General features: G+C 57.9%; 2 protein-coding genes. Both read right to left on the bottom strand.

The window, feature by feature from the left end:
- Nucleotides 1–89 precede the first annotated feature (89 nt).
- Nucleotides 90–557 (bottom strand): hypothetical protein, encoded by a 468-nt coding sequence (locus tag G524_RS16905; RefSeq protein ID WP_156894091.1) that lies wholly within the window; start codon nucleotides 555–557, stop codon nucleotides 90–92.
- 265 nt (nucleotides 558–822) lie between these two features.
- Nucleotides 823–2,013: an IS256 family transposase gene (locus G524_RS16725; protein WP_084625179.1), complete on the bottom strand. Its 1,191-nt coding sequence runs from the start codon at nucleotides 2,011–2,013 to the stop codon at nucleotides 823–825.
- Nucleotides 2,014–2,062 lie beyond the last annotated feature (49 nt).

The following is a 2,062-nucleotide window of genomic DNA, read 5'->3' as shown; positions in this document are numbered from 1 at the left end:
TCAAAACGACGGCGCATATCCAAGGCTCCTTTCCCGAACCTTGAATCAATCACTTGCCGTCCACGCAAGCCAGTTTATGAGTTTACGGCCTAAGCGGCTAAGCGCCTACCCGAAGAAGCCCAAGAGCGAGGGCTGATCGCGAAGCCGGGCTTACGCGGCGAGGGGCGTCGCGACTGTTGGTGTCGCAAAGTGCATAATCGCCCTAATTTTCCAGCCCACTCAAGGTCAAATTGAATTAGGGGTTCAAGAAACATGCCATTTTTTTTCGGCCATGGGTGACGTTCTGATGTAAATAAGGGGCCAATTAGCATTGGCGCCATTCTGTCGACATCAGGCGTAGGTATTTCTTTTGAATTTATTGGATATGCCCATGCAATGAGTTTAAGCATTTCGTAAATGTCTTCAAAAGGGTAATTTATGTCAAAATCTTCGCGATCTTTATAGTTGCCCTCAATTGATTTGAGATACGAAGATAAATTGATTGATCTCTCAATCAAATCATTGGCAAATTCAAAATCCTGAGTGCGTTCGCAAATATTATTCTTCTTCTTCTTCATCAAATACACCTCCGAATATAATTAACAGCAGAAATTAATTCATGGACCTCAAATCAGATTTGTCGGCATCGGTGGCAGTAAAATCAATAATCTCGCTGGTCGTGTCCGTCAATATGGTTTAAATTCGGGTGTGGCCAGCGGGCGGCATTTTCACGCGGCCTTTGGTGTAATCTGTAGAAGCCAAACTGGAAGGCTTGCGGGGTCGTGTCGCGAATTCTGTGGAAATTCCTGGCGGCGCGCTCCGGGCATGAGAAGGCTCCGTTTTTCAGGCGGCGAGGTCAAGGGGCATGGGCTCGATGGGCTGAGAGAGGGTTTCCCAGCCGTCGACCTTGCGCATCTGGATCTGGCCGGAGGCGAGCAGCGCCCAGAGCAGCATCGGCACGGTCTCGGCACAGGGCAGCACGGTTTGGGTCTTGATGCGGCGGCGGAACTCCTCGTTCAAGCGCTCGATGGCGATGGTGGTCCGGGCGGACTTCCATTGCGATGGATCGAGGCGTGTGAAGGTGAACAGCCTGGCCCCAGCTTCTTCGAGGCTTTCGGCCACCGCCCGGCACTTCAGGCGCCACTTTCGCAGGAAGGCCTTGCGGCGGCGCTCGACCTCGGCGGCGGTGTCGGGGTAGACCATATCCCGGTAGTCCTCGGTCAGCTCGTCGTGCATGTGCTTGGGGGCGTGCGCCAGCAGGATGCGGTGCTTGTGAACCGTGCAGCGCTGGATCGGAAGCTCATCGCCCCACAACCCCACGAGCGCGGCCTCCAGCCCTGGTGCGCCGTCGACGATCACGAATTCGGGCCGCCTCAGGCCGCGGGCATCAAGATCATCGAGGAACTGCCGCCAGGCCGCCGTGCTCTCCCCGCCCATATTCCTGATGGATAACAGCACCGTATGCCCGTCGCGGCGCACGCCGATGGCGGCCAGCACCGAGATGTTCGTGGCTTTCCGATCCAGCTTGGTCTTGATCACGGTGCCGTCGAGGATCAGGCGAACGATGTCCTCGTCGGCCAGGCTGCGGGCACACCAGGCGTCCCAGTCGACCTTCACCTTGCGCCAGGCGCGGCTGACCACGTCTTTGCTGACGGCGCCCTCGAACAGCCCGAACAGCGCCCGCTTCACGCGCCGCGTGTTGGTGCCGGCGAGATAGACCGCGGCGATCAGGGCCTCGGCTTTCTTCGTCAGCCGCTTATAACGGGGAAGCGCCTTCGACCGCCATTCTGTCACCTGACCTGCGTCATCCTCGATCCGGGCGCGCGGCACCCGCACCGTTTCCGTCCCAAAGGTGCCGGTGAGTTGCCGTTCACGGTGTCCGTGGCGATAGCCTTTCGCCGAGCCCTCGCTCCGACCGTAGCGAAGGCGGCCGAGAAAGTCCGCCAATTCCTCTTCGAACACGGCTTCGATGGTCGCGCGGACGTTGGCCCGCAGTCGTCCTGACCTGCCCCCCGCTGGCTCCCTCGATTTGATGTAGAGTCTGCCCTGAGCGAAGGAGCAGATGAATGAGGAAGAGTCGTTT

It is taken from the genome of Erythrobacter cryptus DSM 12079, assembly GCF_000422985.1.
Lineage (GTDB): Bacteria > Pseudomonadota > Alphaproteobacteria > Sphingomonadales > Sphingomonadaceae > Erythrobacter > Erythrobacter cryptus.
The sequence above is the reverse complement of the archived record's forward strand: the minus strand, read 5'-3'. Positions and strand labels throughout refer to the sequence as shown.